Here is a 13,363-nt window from a genome sequence, read left to right on the forward strand (position 1 = left end):
TATGATCAAACTAGCACTCCTATGCATCGCCACCTTCATGGCGCTCACCTCTTGCCAGTCTGGCAAAACCAAAGACACAGCCTGTGCTGATATGCCTCCTTACAAGGGCTCTGCTGCCTTCGAGCGCATGAAGTCGCTGGTGGGCAGGTGGTCGGCGGATTCGCAGGAGATGGGGAAGATGAACACCGAGTTTCGACTCATCGCGGGCGACTCGGTGATTGAGGAGCGCTTCGCCGAAGGCACGCCGATGGAGATGCTGAGCACCTATCACGATGTGAATGGCAAGCTCACCATGACGCACTACTGCATGCTGCGGAACCAGCCGAGAATGAAGCTCGTGAAGAGCACACCGGACTCGCTGACCTTTGATCTGGCACCCACGCCAGGACTCAACGTCGCGAAGGACAAGCACATGCACGGTGCCACCTACACCTTCATTGATGCGGACCACTTCAAGCTAGAAGGGGTGTCTTGGGACAATGGGAAAAGCTGCCCCTGCGGCCCTCCCGTCATCTTCACGCGCCAGTAGTTCGCTAGCAACCGCGCTGCATTGACTGCACCCTGATTCATCATCCACCCACAACATGATCAACAAAATACTCCTCGGCTTCGCGGCCCTTATCGTCATCGTCCTCATTGTGGCTGCCATGCAGCCCGCCTCCTTCCGCGTGGAGCGCAGCGCCACCATCGCTGCCACACCCCAGGCTTTGTTTGAGCAGGTGAACGACCACAAGAAGTTCGCGGCCTGGAATCCCTGGGAGAAGATGGACCCGACCTCGAAGACGATCTACAGCGGTGCTGACTCAGGCGTGGGCGCTGTTGCAAGTTGGAAGGGCGACATGGTCGGCGAAGGCATGGCCACCATCACGGAGAGCAAGCCCGGCGAACTCGTGCGTCAGCGCATGGACTGGAAGAAGCCCATGGAAGGCGTGAGCACCGTGGATTTCACCTTCAAATCTGAAGGCGACAAGACCGTCGTCACCTGGGCCATGTATGGTGAAAACAACTTCATGGGGAAGCTCTTCAGCCTCTTCATGGACTGCGAGTCGATGTGCGGCCCTGAGTTTGAAAAAGGTCTGGCTGATCTCGCCAAGATCGTCACCGCAGCTCCCAAACCATGAGCACCGACACTAAATCCGACTTCCTCGTCATCTCGCGAGGCCAGTGGGACCACGACGCCGCAAAGGAAGACATCCAGCAAGCCATTGATGACTTCTATGCCTGGCTTCATCGCTCCATCGAAGAAGGAAAGATGAAGATGGGTAGCCGTCTCGGCATCGAAGGCGCGACGGTTTCCAGACACGGCATCGTCACTGATGGCCCCTTTGGCGAGGCCAAGGAAGCCATTGGTGGCTACTGGCTCATCGTGGCTGACAACCTCGATGAAGCAGCCAAGATCGCGGCGCAGAATCCCTGCATCAAACATGGCCTCTTCTTCGAGATCCGGCCCACCGATGCAGCCTGTGCCTCTGCCTTTAACGTGATGACCGAGACTCCGAACGAATAACACACGCCATGAACACAAATCGCAATCCCGTCGGCTGGTTCGAACTCTATGTGCAGGACATGGAGCGCGCCAAAAACTTCTACCAGAACACCCTTCAAGTGACGCTTCAGTCTCTGGGGAGTCCCGACGACATGTCCATCGAGATGTGGGCTTTCCCGATGGGAATGGATCTTCCGGGATGCTCGGGCGCTCTCGCCAAGATGGAAGGCAAAGACTCCGGCGGTGGCGGCACCATCATCTACTTCTCCTGTGCCGATTGCGCGGTGGAGACAGCTCGCGCCGTGGCGAACGGTGGTCGCATTCAGCAGGACAAGTTCGCCATCGGCGAATACGGATTCATCTCCCTGGTCTATGACACCGAGGGCAACCTGATCGGCCTGCACTCCATGCAATGACAGCCATGAATCCCCAGCAACCCACCAACGAGCATCTGCTCTTCATTCGCGGCACGCATTGGAATCACGGCATGTCGCCGAGTGAACTCCAGCGCGTGATGACCGACTTCTATGCCTGGGTCGAAGGCCTCAATACGCGTGGCATTCTTCGCGGTGCGCAACCGCTCATGGAGGAAGGCAAACTCGTCTCTGGCGCAAAAGGCGCGGCTGTGACCGATGGCGTCTTCTCCGAATCCAAGGAAGCCATCGCCGGCTATTTCCTGCTCAGTGTGGACACGATGGATGAAGCTCTGCGCATCGCTCGCGCTTGTCCCATTCTTGATCACGGTGCGCAGATCGAAGTGCGGCCCATCGCTGACCTCTGTCGCCCGATGGCGGAGGTCAAAGCACAAAGCTAGAGATCCCCCATCGCCATGTCCATCCACACCATCAAACTTCACCGCGTCCTGCGCGCTCCTCCTGAGCGCGTCTATCGCGCCTTCATCGACCCAGCCGCCATGAGCAAGTGGCTGCCGCCGAATGGCTTCACCGCCACCATCCACCACATGGATGCCAAAGTCGGAGGCAGCTTCAAGATGTCCTTCACGAACTTCACCACTCAGAGCAGCATGTCCTTTGGTGGCGAGTATCTGGAACTCATCCCGAATGAAAAGCTGCGCTACACGGATGTCTTTGATGACCCAAACCTCCCCGGCGTGATGACGGTGACTATCCTTCTCAAAGAGGTCTTCTGCGGCACGGACGTGAACATCACCCAGGAAGGCGTGCCGAGCGTCATTCCAGCCGAGGCCTGCTACATGGGCTGGCAGGAATCGCTGATTCTTTTGGCAAAGCTGGTTGAAGCCGAGATCAAGGAGTGACAACGCCCAAGGACTCGCTGCGCGAGACGACATGAGCGAGAACTCTCCAGCCGACAGCCCGCGCATCACCCAGATCGCCGAGCACTTCTTCCGTCAGGAAGGCGCACGTCTCGTCGCCACACTCACCGCGCATCTCGGCACGCATCAGTTGCAGCTCGCTGAAGACGTCGTCCAGGAAGCACTCGTCCGCGCTTTGCAAACCTGGCCTTATCGTGGCGTGCCGGACAACCCCGCTGCCTGGCTCACGCAAACGGCCAAGAACCTCGCGCTTGATCATCTTCGCCGTGAGCAACGCTGGAACACCAAGGAAGACAGCATCGCCGCCGAGCATGAGCGCTGGCTCTCCGCCCCTGTGAACGAAATGCACGACACCTTCGCTGACGACACCCTGCGCATGATGTTCGTCTGCTTTCATCCGCAGCTCTCCATCGAGGCGCAGACCGCACTCGCGCTGCGCACCCTCTGCGGACTCGGGCCGGCGGAAATCGCCGCCGCCTTCCTCACCAGCGAAGCCGCCATTGCCAAGCGACTCGTGCGCGCCCGCCAGCTCATCCGCGAACTCGCCCTGCCTTTCGCCGTGCCGGAACCCACCGATCTGCCTGCACGGCTCGATGCCGTCCTCGGCACGCTCTATTTGCTCTTTAACGAAGGCTACAAAGCCAGCACCGGCGACCGGCTCGTGCGCGATGACCTCTGCCACGAAGCCATCCGCCTCACCACACTCCTCACCGAGCACCCCGCCACACAGTTGCCGCGCGTATTCGCCCTGCTCGCCCTCATGCTCTTCAATGCCGCGCGACTCCGCGCTCGCACCGATGACGCGGGCAATCTCCTGCGCCTCCACGAGCAAAACCGCGCCGCCTGGGACCAATCCATGATCCAGCGCGGTATTCTCTGCCTCGGTCATGCCGCACAAGGCAGCGCCATCAGCGAGTATCACCTCGAAGCCGGCATCGCCGCCTGCCACAGCACCGCGCCCGACGACGCCAGCACCCACTGGCCGCGCATCCTCGCGCTCTACGATCAACTCCTCACGCTCAAGTCATCGCCCATCGCCGCCATGAATCGCGCCGTCGCCGTCGCCCGCGTGCATGGCCCGCAGGCAGGCATGGACGCGCTCGATGCCATCACCGACCGCAGCAAGCTCGAGTCCTATCATCTCTTCCACGTCATCCGCGGCACCTTCGCCGCCGAACTCGGCAACCAGCCCGCCGCCCTCACCCACTTCCGCCAAGCCGGAAACCTCGCCTCCCTCCCCGCCGAGCGCGACTTCATCGCTCGGAGGATTGCGGAGCTTTAATGCTTGAGGACTTCATCTCTGCGGTTTTCTAATCTCTCGCGGTGATACCTCCGACTCGCAGTCTGAACACGTTGGAAACCGATATCGAGATCAGTGCCGATGGCAGTCTGAAGCTGCTATCGCCGCTGCCGCCATGGCTGAAACCACGCGCATGCATGTACTGCTGTCAGATCAGTTCCGAATGACGCTTCGCCGAAGCACTCTCTTGCGCTTACTATTCGTGCACCTTTCCTTCGGCTATCCGTACTGTCTTTCCAATCGAGCGTTCTAACCCGCTCACTTGATTGGAATGATTTGTTACGATATGCGTTTCCAAACAATCGATCAGAGCACTTAATTCGTAAAGTCGGTCAAAAGGGAATGAAAAACGGTAGAACAGCGAAATGCATAGTTCGTGCGCAGTTTCAGTCGTCTTGAGATCAACTCCATCAAATTCATTCGCCCCGCAGTGAGCCGAATAGTTGTGGCGAATCTCCATCAGTTTTAGGTGATTCTCCAAGAGTGGTAAATTTCCTTTGAAGACTTCTTTTTGTTCAATTTTTAGTCGGCCCTTGCCACACTCGACAAAGCACTTCGCATAAGAATTCAGCGCCCCACGGAAGTACGCTAAAAATTCGAGTATGCCATCCATTGTTTCCCAAAGATGAGGGTGACTTTTTTCTTTGGCTTTGGTGAGGTAGTGCTTGGCCTCATGGATTTGCTGCATGAGGAATATCCAACGCTTCAATCGCTCAAGAATTTTATCTTCAGGGGGAAGAGACATATGATGTGTTGCAATGCTTGTGTGTGGCTAAGTGCGTTAGCATATTTACTCCTTCCTCACCCCGATCTTCTCCTCGGGGATCGCTTCAAAACCGAGCTTGAAGGCCGGTGACTCGGGCTTGAGGCGGAAGTCGTCGTTCTTCCAATCTACGAAGAGCGGATCGGCGATGAGGCTGTGTTTGTCCCAGCCTTCGGCTTGCCAGGAGGTCCATTCATCGAGGGGTTCGCATTCGGTGAGGCGGATGTCGTCGATGAAGATCTGCCCTTTCGGCTCGTGGCAGTCGATGCGGAGCCAGAAGTGCTTCATCCAGGGTTTCCAGGTGGCTTCGTTTTCGCGGGGCATGCGGCCGGTGGCTTCGACTTCGGTCCACTGAGGCGTGGCGGTGATGCTGGTGCTCTGTGCTTGCCAGTAGCCTTCGCCGTTTTTGAAGCTGGCAAGAGCGAGGCTCATTTTCGCGGTGGGTTCGGTGGATTTGACGCGGAGTTTCACGCGATAGGCGGCGCCGGGTTTGATGGGCACATCGGGGCCGTGGAAGACGGTTTTGGGATTGCCGGGATCGGTGCCGAGGGCGCAGTCGGCACGCAACGCGCCGTCGGCTCCGACGAGTTGCACGTTTTTGTTGGGGCGATGGTTGAAGCCCCAGCCCTTGATGGTGTTGCCATTGGCGACGCGGTCGAAGTTCTCCGTGAGCAGTGGTTCGCCGGGCTTATCGGGACCGACTTTGTTGATGCCGGTGACGACGGGGTGGCTGCCGTTCCAGGCGAGGTTGTGATCAAGGGTGTTCCACTTGGCGGTGGCGTGGCGGATGTCGCCATATTTCACGCCGGGGGTGTCGCTGAAGAGGATGTTTCGCTGGAAGCTGTTGCCGCTCATCATGGTGCCGTCGTCGCGGATGGCGTCTTTGGGATGCAGTTCCATGCCGCGCATGCTGGTCCAGGCGAGCTGGCCAACGACGGACTCGTAACCTTTGATCATGGTTTCGAGATGGTTGGTGTAAAAGCGGTGCTCTTTGGTCCAACCGTGCAGGTCGAACTGAAACTTGCCACCGAGGGCGAAGATGTTGTTTTCGACGACGCAATCGCGGGCGTTGTGCAGATGGATGGGCGTGTGGGCGACGCGGAAGACGATGTTGCCGATGATGTCGAGGCCGCCGGAGTTGTCGTCGGGGTAGAGGCCGAAGGTGAACCACGGATGCTTCAAGCCGCCGGCCTCCTGGCCGCAGCCGACGATGTCGTGGATCAAATTGTAGCGCCACTTGCTGCCGCGGCTGCTGATCCAATCGCGACCGCCGGTGTAGATCGCGCCGCCGTCCTGCGTCTCAAGGCAGAGGTGATGGAGGTGGTTGTATTCGACGAGGAGGTTGTTCCCGCTCATCTGCACGCCCATGCGCGGGCCATCGTGGATGTGGCAATGCCGCACGGTATTGTCCACGCCATACATGCTGACCCCGCAGGCGTTTTTGTTGAAGACGCCCATGTGATGAATGTGGCAGTCCTCGACGGCATGGCCGGGGCCGGTGAGCGTTTTGCGGTCACCACCGCTGAGGCTGACGCCGTTGCTGCCGGTGAAGCTGATCTCGCAGCGTGAGACGCGCACGTTTTTGCCATCGCTGACGCCGACGCCGCTGCCGTGGAAGGCTCCGACCTTTGTGAGGACGCATTTTTCGACGAGGCAATCCTCAGCACGCTCAAAGGTGATGGCGCTGCCATGCGTGCCAGTGAGCGTGAGGTCGCGGATCGTGATGTTCTTCGCGCCTTTGATTTTGAAGAAGGCGTCCGAGATCGGAATGCGCACTTCGCTTTCAGCGAGGGGCTTTGCAGGCCAGAAGTATAGCGTGCCGGTGTGCTTGTCGTAGAACCACTCGCCTGGGGAGTCGAGTTCTTCGAGGGCGTTCTGGAAGTGGTAGCGGTTGTGCGGATGCAGATCGTAGCTGCAATCCTTTTTCAGCGTGAGCAGTCGCGTGGCAGGATCGAGCGACGCGACGGGCTCGATGAAGTTCCACCAGCCGTATTGGGCGAAGATGTCGAGCTCGACGTCCTCGGGATGCGCCCAGGTGCGGACGTCTTCGGGCTTCACGAAGAGCGTGCGTTTCCACAGATGGCCCTCGGGTGCGCCTGCGGGTGGGAAGGCTGGCACAAAGGCCCAGCCGCCGTAGAGCGGGTCCTTCGCGTCGAAGTTCGGGTAACGGGCGAGGATCTGGCGTTCGCCATCGCAGAGCAGTTGTTTCGGCAGGAAGCCTTTCGGTAGCAGCTTGGAGACATCGGCTTTGACGATCTCGCCCGTGTGTTTTTCCCAGCCGGTGACTTTGGGGCCGCCGATGAGCGTGCTCTGCGTGCCGGTGAAGGTGAGATTGGAGTCCTGCGCTTCGAGGATGAGCGGCGTGAGGAGTTCGGTGGTACCTTCGGGGAAGATCAGCGTCGCGGGAGAGGTGTCGCCAGCTTTACGGGCCTCGCGGATTTGCTGAAGGGCTTGGTGAGGTTTGATTGCCGATGTCACGCGAACCTCCAGGGCAGGGGAGGTGGCAAGTGACGACAGAAGCGAAAGAAGGATCAGACGACGAAGCATGATGGCTGATCATGGCGAGTCGGCAGACTCAGGCAATGTCCTCCTGTGAACGAAGCTTGCGCGTCACTGCACCTTCAGTCGCAGAGTCGGCGGTGAGTTCCGCGTGTTCTCCTTGCTGGCAAAGGCGTGGGCGAGGCCATTGCGTGCGGCTTCATTGGTTTCGCGGCAGACGATGAGCGTCACGAGGCCGTTCGTATCGGCACGCAGAGCCGCGACGAGGTCAGCACTCTTTACGGTAAACGCCCCGCGTGTCGTGCCCTGTGGCACGACGAACTGACCGATGCGGCGTGACTGCGCAGCAATGGCTGTGGTTCGATGTTCTTCGGAGTCGTCGTGAGCAGGTGCGGCACTCCACTTGATTGCCTCTTCATTCCACGAGTCCTGGGTTTCATCCGTGAGCGCATACACGGCAAAGGTCGCGTCTGGCACGAGCGAGGCAAAGCCCAGTTCGCTCGGCTCCACATGAATCACAAACTCCGCATCGGTGATCTGTTTTCCACGGAAGCGCGAGAGATCAAAGGCCATGTAGGCCTTGCGATCCAGCTTCGTGTCGAAGGTCGTGTGCTTCACCCGCAGGTAGGATTCATGACCACTCACTTGGATCGTTGGATTGGACTGAATCCAGGAATCCATGCCCTCACCAAAGGCTGTGGTCACCGCCTGCCAACCATCGCCAAGATCGCGGATGGCATCGGGAAGCCAGCGGCCGGACTCGGGTTGATCCTCGCGGTTTTCATCCGGATTGACCGCTGTGGCCAAGAAGTTCCCATAATCCACGCGTTGTCCTGCGTGGAGTTCACGAGACTTTGTTTCGCCATCACGCTGCACTTCCACCAGACCTTCGATCACGTGCACGAGGCATTTGCCATCCTCGCCCGCGCTGACGCCGAATCGCGTGCCCCAGTCCACGATCTTGGTTTCCGGGGTGTGAATGGTGAAGCCCTTCGCCTGCGGCGGCACATCGGCCACCACGGTGCCTTTTTTCACCCGACACTCCATCTTGGACACAACCTCCATGCTCACCGGTGCCTCCAGGGTGACTTCCGCCCCGCTTTCAAATTTCAGCGTCGCCATGCCTTCCAGCAACTCCAGCGTGCCAGGGGTGAGAAGTGCGCCCTCCATGGTGGGCAGCGCGCTGTTTCCCCATTTGCAGGAGCGCGCCTTCGCCAGTGTCGCCACGGGGTTTGGGGTGTCATTCATCAGCCATACCGCACCTGCAGCCACGATGGCGGCGGCTGCTGCGGTCACGCCATGCCAATACCATGGGCGGGCACGTGTCGCTGCGCGCGCGTTGTCACTCGATGGTTCGGCAAAGAAGGACTCGTCGGCGTGACGGAACTCAGCGTCCATCAGTGCCGCCTTCGCGATCAATGTCCGCGCCTCCGCGTCATCGCGGATCAGGGTGTTCAGCCGGGCCTGCTCTTCCTCGCTGATCTCACCGCCGCGTGCGCGTTCCCAGAGTTCCAGCAGTTGAAATTGTTCGTTCGGTTTCATGGTCATCCCAGGGTCTAATTTTCGACAGCAGTGCGCTCCACGCATTCCAACAACGTCATGCGCACGCGGCTAAGGGCCCGATACACCGCGCCCACCGTGCGCCGCACGCGCTCGGCCACCTGCTCGATCTCCAGATCTTCGTAATAACGCAGTTGCACGAGCTGGCGGTGCTCCTTCGGCAGCTTCGCGACACAGAGGCGTAGCGCTTCCTGTTTGGCGGACACATCACCCGCGAGCTCGCTCACGGCTGCACCGAGCGCCTCCAGGGAAACCTCGTCCAGCGGCAGGTGCTCGCGCTTCTTGTGCCGGCGGTGCGTCAGGATCTGGTGGAAGGCGGTCTTGCGCGCCCAGGCCAGGAAGTTCGTGCCCAGGGTGAAATCATCGAAGTGCTTCCACAGCAGCATCTTCGTCTGCTGGAGGATGTCCTCCGCCGCCGAGTCTCTCGGCACGAGGCTGTGCACATACATCGACAGCGCCCTGTCATGGGCGGTGAGCAGTTCGAGGAAGGAGGTCGTGCGGTCAGAGTCAGACATGTGGAAAGAGCGTCATCATGGGGAGTCGCGTCAACCGCTGCTTTGGACAGAATTTTCCACCTTAACGACCTTCCTTGCCCGGACTTCCGCCTATTTCATCGGCACCCGCTTCACTTCATCGACCTTTGGTACGTCTTTGTTCATCGCGTCGTAGGCGATTTGGAGTCGTTTCACCTCTTCGGGGTGCTGGCTTGCGACATCGGTCTGTTCGCCAGGATCATTTTGGAGATCAAAGAGCTGCATCCTCGCAGGCTCGACACCTGTGGTGAGGCCAGGATGAGCATCAATGTTGTATTGCTCGAAGGGTGCCAGGATGGTGACTCCATCGGGCTGGCGCGGATCGAGCCATTTGCCATCGGGACCGGGTTTGAGCTTCATCTGGCTGGCTGGCAGGAGATGCAGCTTCCAGCGTGCATCGCGGATGGTGGCGAGCTTCGAGTTTTGATGGCCGAAGATGAAGTTGTGTGGCGATTTCGAGGCACTGGTGAACAGCGGGAGAATGTTGCGTCCATCGAGCACGCGATCATCGGGAAGCTTCGCACCGGTGACGTGCAGCACCGTGGCAAAGAGGTCCATCATCACGGCAAGTTCGGCACTGACATGACCTGCGGGGATTTTCCCCGGCCAGCGGGCGATCATCGGAACTCGATAACCACCTTCGTAGTTCGTGCCTTTCATGCCGCGCAGTCCGCCGCAGCTTCCACCAAACCAAGCACCATTGTCGCTGGTGAAAAGCACGAACGTGTTGTCATCGATGCCGTTTTGTTTCAGTGCATCAAGCACTGCTCCCACGCTGTCGTCGAGTTCGGTCAATGCATCGCCATAGAGTCCAGCACCACTCTTCTTGTAGTTCTTCTCGGAGGCGGCGAGCGGCTTGTGCGGCATCGCTTCGGCGAAGTAGAGGAAGAAAGGTTTGTCTTTGCTGCGCTGGATGAAGTCGGTGGCGCGCTTCGCATAGCGCGTGGTCAGCGTGGCCTGCACGACGGGGTATTCTGTCACCTCGCTGCCTTCGAGCACCTGCACGGGACGCATGTCGTTCGAGTAAGGGATGCCGAAGTATTCATCAAAGCCGCGCTCGGTGGGCAACCATCCCGGCTTGTGGCCCAGATGCCACTTCCCGACCATGCCCGTGGCATAGCCCGCTGATTTCAGCACCTGGGCGAGCGTGATTTCGGTCTGTGGCATCGCGAGCGCATCTGCAGCCGTGCCGCCATCAGGAGCAGGGTTTTGCGTCATGCCACAGCGGAAAGGATATCGGCCCGTCATGAGTGAGGCACGCGTGGGTGCGCAAAACGGTGCAGGTGTATTGAACTGCGTCAGCCGCGCTCCCTCCGCTGCCATTTGGTCGATGCGCGGTGTTTTGAGCTTCGGATGGCCGTAGCAGCCGAGATCACCGTAACCGAGGTCATCGGCGAGGATGAGGACGATGTTCGGCGGCGCCGAGAATGACGAATGCAGAATGGTAAATGACGAAAAGGTGATGAGGAACAGTGTCTTCATGGGGGCTTATTTGGTTTCAGCTTTCTTCGGCTTCGATGGCGGCACGTAGTCCACAGACACGGGTTTGAATTCCTTCAGATCGGGCAGCGTGGTCTGCACGCCTTCGGCGGGCACGTTGAGCTTCGCGGTCCAGACGATGGCGTTAAGGATGCAGCGGCGGAGATCTTCGCTGGCCCAGTTCTTGTAGAAGTGCGGCATCACGATGCCAAAACCGCGTCCACCATCGGCGCGTTCGACACACCAGGCGACGGTTTCACGCTTCGGTGCTTCGGGTGGTAGCATGGACGTGGCGATGGCGGTGACGTTTGGCGCGAGCTTGTTCTCGCCTTTGCCGAAGTAGTTGTTGATGTAAGGCTCGTCGTGCAGCGTGAATTCCTTCCAGCCGCGTGCGATGGGATGCTGAGCTGCCGCTGGCATGATCGTTGCAGCATTGAAGATGCGCGCGAAGGATTCGTGATGCGGGCAGGAACGATTGGCGAAGTAGCCGCCGAGCCAGCGCAGCAGCGGATGATCGCCGTCGGGTTTCACGTCCTCACCGAGCAAACCCATGGCGTAATGCACGCACACGATACCGCAGCCGCGCTGCATCATGACATCGAGATCGGCGAGGTTCTGCTGCGGATTGGGGAAGCGTCCGACGGGAAACGTGTCGCCGATGAACACGACGGTCGATGCTACCTCACGCAGAGCCCTGTCCGGCCAAGCCTCGACCACATCGGCCTTTACGCCGGGCACGTTGGCCATGGTTTCGATGCAGTGCTTCATCACACGGCCGCCAGCGGCGACTTCATGCGATCCCGGTGGATGCTTGCTGGGGCCGACGATGATGAGTACATGCGCTGAATCGGCGGCAAGAGTATGCGAGACGATGAATAGTAGGAGGAGGGCGAGTCGTTGCATCATGAATCAGGGCTTGGGTTTAGCGACGAGTTCGTTGATCGGAAGCGCTTCGTGCTCGCTGTTGTTCTCAAAGCCGGGCGGGTTTTTTCCGCCGTGAAACTCGACGCGTGATTTCACGCCCTCACCCCACGCGGTGCAGACGAGCTTCAAGTTTTCGATTTTGTCCTCCGCACGCACGCCGACCTCGGAACGGTAGATGGCGCAGTCCTCGATCCTGACACGAGCATCACCGCGCCCTCCAGGTCCACGCGCACGGATGGCGATCTCGTTGTCATCAAAGACACAGTGGCTCACAATCGCGTCAATGTGCTCCTTCAAGTTCAGCGCGGCTCGATTCTGAATCTGTGAAGGCTGGCTCCAGCCGTGCATGTGGCAGTGGCGGATGATGAGCTTGTTGCGCTCGCCGTCCGGCATCGTTTTGGAGTCAAAAGCGTTCTCACCCGGACTCTGGCCAACCTTGAATCCAGGCGCGTCAGCCTCAAGCGGCCCGGCCCACAAATGGCAATGCTCAATGGTGAGGCTGCCGCGCGACTTGCGATCTGGATCAAACTGCACGCAGTCACCTGAGATGTGCGAGATGTCGCAGTTGCGGATCGTCACATCGCCCCAGCGCCCCGTGATGCCATGCGCGTCATGCTGCTCCTCGAAGGTGCCGCTGAGCAGATGATGAATGCGGCAGTTCTCGATTACCACCCGCGTGCCGAAAACGCCGACACCATTGCCGCTGCCATTGAAAATCTCGCAGTTCCGCAGTGTGACGTCATCCGCCGTGATTTTGACGATGTTGCCCCCTTTGCCCTGCGCATCGACGCGGAAGTTTTCATACACGCCGGGTTTCGTGATCTCCAGCCGGTGGACGAGTTTCGGACTCTCCAACGTTCCGATCTTGCCCGTCGTTCCGGCAAGCGGTGCGCCGTTTGTCAGCGAAAGGGTCAGGGAAAGCGCGAGGAGGATCTTCATGCCGCTCCTCAACGCAGCCACAGGCCTTGACGTTGCCAGAAAGTCCGAGGTTACCAATACTTCGGCCAGCTGGCTTCACGGGTCATGTTGTGAAACACGAGCGCCACGAGCACGAGCAACACGGCTCCAGCGAGCGTCGGAAACAGCGCGAAGCTCCATCCAGGTTGCATGAGAAAAACGATCACCGGATTCGAGCCTGCCGGCGGATGCACCGTGCGCGTGAGCATCATCACCGCGATTGCGCTGCCGACTGCGAGCGCCACGCTCCACCAATGCGCGCCGCACAGATGCACAAATGCGAGACCGATCACTGTGCTGAGCACATGCCCGAGAACCACATTCCTCGGCTGGCTGAAGGGCACATCAGGATAACCAAAGACGAGCACGCAGCTCGCGCCAAACGAACCCAGTACGAGCGCGACGTGCAAACTCTGTGCTAGCAGCGCGATCACAGCGATGGCTAGGCCGTGTTTGAAAACCTGTCGATTGGCAAAGTTGAAGGGGTGGTGTAAATAAGGCGACCGATGAAAACACAACGCTTCGCATGGTGGGGGCCGCTCAAAGAGCGGCTCAAAAAAATGGTCCC

General features: G+C 59.3%; 15 protein-coding genes. 7 read left to right on the forward strand and 8 right to left on the reverse strand.

The genetic code is table 11. The annotated features are described in order from the left end of the window. From AC6FTP_RS22170 to AC6FTP_RS22200, 7 genes are all read left to right on the forward strand, one after another. A partial coding sequence (locus tag AC6FTP_RS22170; RefSeq protein ID WP_497209094.1) for a hypothetical protein occupies nt 1-529 on the forward strand: 529 nt, incomplete at its 5' end. Between the two features lie 55 nt (nt 530-584). Further along, on the forward strand, nt 585-1,121 hold the full coding sequence (locus AC6FTP_RS22175; protein WP_497209095.1) for an SRPBCC family protein: 537 nt from the start codon (nt 585-587) through the stop codon (nt 1,119-1,121). Next, entirely contained in the window at nt 1,118-1,507 is a 390-nt protein-coding gene (locus AC6FTP_RS22180) for a YciI family protein (protein ID WP_497209096.1), read from the forward strand. The genes AC6FTP_RS22175 and AC6FTP_RS22180 overlap by 4 nt, the downstream gene beginning before the upstream one ends. Before the next feature lie 8 nt (nt 1,508-1,515). Next, entirely contained in the window at nt 1,516-1,902 is a 387-nt protein-coding gene (locus AC6FTP_RS22185) for a VOC family protein (protein ID WP_497209097.1), read from the forward strand. A gap of 5 nt (nt 1,903-1,907) precedes the next feature. Next, entirely contained in the window at nt 1,908-2,300 is a 393-nt protein-coding gene (locus tag AC6FTP_RS22190) for a YciI family protein (RefSeq protein ID WP_497209098.1), read from the forward strand. 15 nt (nt 2,301-2,315) lie between these two features. Continuing rightward, a complete protein-coding gene (locus tag AC6FTP_RS22195) occupies nt 2,316-2,762 on the forward strand; it encodes an SRPBCC family protein (protein ID WP_497209099.1) in 447 nt (148 codons plus the stop codon). 31 nt (nt 2,763-2,793) lie between these two features. Beyond that, on the forward strand, nt 2,794-4,062 hold the full coding sequence (locus AC6FTP_RS22200; protein ID WP_497209100.1) for an RNA polymerase sigma factor: 1,269 nt from the start codon (nt 2,794-2,796) through the stop codon (nt 4,060-4,062). Nucleotides 4,063-4,276: 214 nt separating this feature from the next. Here the strand turns inward: AC6FTP_RS22200 and AC6FTP_RS22205 are convergent, their stop codons facing one another. From AC6FTP_RS22205 to AC6FTP_RS22240, 8 genes are all read right to left on the reverse strand, one after another. Further along, nucleotides 4,277-4,825 (reverse strand): hypothetical protein, encoded by a 549-nt coding sequence (locus AC6FTP_RS22205; RefSeq protein ID WP_497209101.1) that lies wholly within the window; start codon nt 4,823-4,825, stop codon nt 4,277-4,279. A 45-nt stretch (nt 4,826-4,870) separates the two neighbouring features. Continuing rightward, nucleotides 4,871-7,390, reverse strand: a complete 2,520-nt coding sequence (locus AC6FTP_RS22210) for a right-handed parallel beta-helix repeat-containing protein (RefSeq protein WP_497209102.1) — start codon at nt 7,388-7,390, stop codon at nt 4,871-4,873. A 63-nt stretch (nt 7,391-7,453) separates the two neighbouring features. Continuing rightward, nucleotides 7,454-8,884: a DNRLRE domain-containing protein gene (locus AC6FTP_RS22215; protein WP_497209103.1), complete on the reverse strand. Its 1,431-nt coding sequence runs from the start codon at nt 8,882-8,884 to the stop codon at nt 7,454-7,456. A gap of 14 nt (nt 8,885-8,898) precedes the next feature. Next, nucleotides 8,899-9,417, reverse strand: coding sequence for a sigma-70 family RNA polymerase sigma factor (locus AC6FTP_RS22220; protein WP_497209104.1), 519 nt, complete (start codon nt 9,415-9,417; stop codon nt 8,899-8,901). Between the two features lie 90 nt (nt 9,418-9,507). Continuing rightward, a complete protein-coding gene (locus tag AC6FTP_RS22225) occupies nt 9,508-10,917 on the reverse strand; it encodes a sulfatase family protein (RefSeq protein ID WP_497209105.1) in 1,410 nt (469 codons plus the stop codon). 6 nt (nt 10,918-10,923) lie between these two features. Then, a complete protein-coding gene (locus AC6FTP_RS22230) occupies nt 10,924-11,817 on the reverse strand; it encodes a ThuA domain-containing protein (RefSeq protein ID WP_497209106.1) in 894 nt (297 codons plus the stop codon). 6 nt (nt 11,818-11,823) lie between these two features. Continuing rightward, the gene (locus AC6FTP_RS22235; RefSeq protein ID WP_497209107.1) at nt 11,824-12,777 is read right to left on the reverse strand and encodes a right-handed parallel beta-helix repeat-containing protein; all 954 of its coding nucleotides are present in this window, start codon (nt 12,775-12,777) and stop codon (nt 11,824-11,826) included. Nucleotides 12,778-12,827: 50 nt separating this feature from the next. After that, nucleotides 12,828-13,313: an HPP family protein gene (locus AC6FTP_RS22240; protein WP_497209108.1), complete on the reverse strand. Its 486-nt coding sequence runs from the start codon at nt 13,311-13,313 to the stop codon at nt 12,828-12,830. Nucleotides 13,314-13,363 lie beyond the last annotated feature (50 nt).

The organism is Prosthecobacter sp. (genome assembly GCF_044378005.1).
Lineage (GTDB): Bacteria > Verrucomicrobiota > Verrucomicrobiia > Verrucomicrobiales > Verrucomicrobiaceae > Prosthecobacter.

What these genes read in the sequence shown, in the direction of transcription:
- AC6FTP_RS22175 (WP_497209095.1), top strand. Translation starts at nt 585, where the DNA reads ATGATCAACAAAATACTCCTCGGCTTCGCGGCCCTTATCGTCATCGTC.
- AC6FTP_RS22180 (WP_497209096.1), top strand. Translation starts at nt 1,118, where the DNA reads ATGAGCACCGACACTAAATCCGACTTCCTCGTCATCTCGCGAGGCCAG.
- AC6FTP_RS22185 (WP_497209097.1), top strand. Translation starts at nt 1,516, where the DNA reads ATGAACACAAATCGCAATCCCGTCGGCTGGTTCGAACTCTATGTGCAG.
- AC6FTP_RS22190 (WP_497209098.1), top strand. Translation starts at nt 1,908, where the DNA reads ATGAATCCCCAGCAACCCACCAACGAGCATCTGCTCTTCATTCGCGGC.
- AC6FTP_RS22195 (WP_497209099.1), top strand. Translation starts at nt 2,316, where the DNA reads ATGTCCATCCACACCATCAAACTTCACCGCGTCCTGCGCGCTCCTCCT.
- AC6FTP_RS22200 (WP_497209100.1), top strand. Translation starts at nt 2,794, where the DNA reads ATGAGCGAGAACTCTCCAGCCGACAGCCCGCGCATCACCCAGATCGCC.
- AC6FTP_RS22205 (WP_497209101.1), bottom strand. Translation starts at nt 4,825, where the DNA reads ATGTCTCTTCCCCCTGAAGATAAAATTCTTGAGCGATTGAAGCGTTGG.
- AC6FTP_RS22210 (WP_497209102.1), bottom strand. Translation starts at nt 7,390, where the DNA reads ATGCTTCGTCGTCTGATCCTTCTTTCGCTTCTGTCGTCACTTGCCACC.
- AC6FTP_RS22215 (WP_497209103.1), bottom strand. Translation starts at nt 8,884, where the DNA reads ATGAAACCGAACGAACAATTTCAACTGCTGGAACTCTGGGAACGCGCA.
- AC6FTP_RS22220 (WP_497209104.1), bottom strand. Translation starts at nt 9,417, where the DNA reads ATGTCTGACTCTGACCGCACGACCTCCTTCCTCGAACTGCTCACCGCC.
- AC6FTP_RS22225 (WP_497209105.1), bottom strand. Translation starts at nt 10,917, where the DNA reads ATGAAGACACTGTTCCTCATCACCTTTTCGTCATTTACCATTCTGCAT.
- AC6FTP_RS22230 (WP_497209106.1), bottom strand. Translation starts at nt 11,817, where the DNA reads ATGCAACGACTCGCCCTCCTCCTACTATTCATCGTCTCGCATACTCTT.
- AC6FTP_RS22235 (WP_497209107.1), bottom strand. Translation starts at nt 12,777, where the DNA reads ATGAAGATCCTCCTCGCGCTTTCCCTGACCCTTTCGCTGACAAACGGC.